The sequence below is a fragment of the Oleiphilus sp. HI0043 genome (genome assembly GCF_001634935.1).
In genome coordinates, this window is record NZ_LWEY01000182.1 from 1 (window position 1) to 857 (window position 857).

Below are 857 nucleotides of genomic sequence, written 5' to 3' on the forward strand. Positions count from 1 at the left end.
AGTGGTGAAGATATTCGTCTCGATTACGGGTTTTTTAGCTACCCGATTTATCAGAGTTTTGATCGTTCTTTGGGTCTTCGTTTAGGGAGAATACGTTCTTCTTATGGTTTTTATAATGAGACTCGGGATATTCCCCATACCCGAACGGGTGTGGTGATGCCGCAAGCCGTTTATTTTGACATGACTCGTAACTCCTTTTATTCCGCTGATGGTGTGGAATTCTTTGGTTCTTATGACCTATCTGGTGAGCCTTTAGCATTTCAACTTTTCTTGAGCCAGCCTGTTGCTGATAAAGATGAGTTGGAAGAGGCCTCACAACTTTCTCCAAGCAAACTCAAAGGAGATCGTAGCCTGTTAGCCAAAATAATATATGGAGAAGAGTTTGATGGTTGGCGTGCCTCCATAACGTACTTCAAACCAGAATACGAAGTATCAGTTGAGTTTCCTGCAGGTGACGACCCTTTGCTTATGATTGTTGAACCTGACGCGTCATTTTACTCCGAAAATATCGTTACATCACTTGAATACAACCAATTCCAATGGTCTGTCACGTTTGAGTATTTGCGCCATAAATTCCAGACTAATATTCCGGCACTGGCAAGCGAGGCTGTTAATGATTTTTATGAAGAAGCTTATTACTTGCAGAGTGTTTATCGTTTTGATGAATTCTGGGAAATGTATGTTCGCTATGAACAAACAAAGCTGAGGGCTCGTCAGACCCAAAAAGCTCATTTGACGATGCTAATTTTGGTCTGGCATTTAGACCTGATGAGAACTGGCTTCTTCGCGCTGAGATTCATTATATTGAGGGTTACTCGAGGTTGTTTAGTCGTGATAACTCGATTTCAGACGAGCCG

1 protein-coding gene is annotated in these 857 nt (G+C 42.0%); it reads left to right on the forward strand.

The window, feature by feature from the left end:
- A partial coding sequence (locus A3729_RS32105; protein ID WP_197475510.1) for a hypothetical protein occupies nucleotides 1–857 on the forward strand: 857 nt, incomplete at both ends.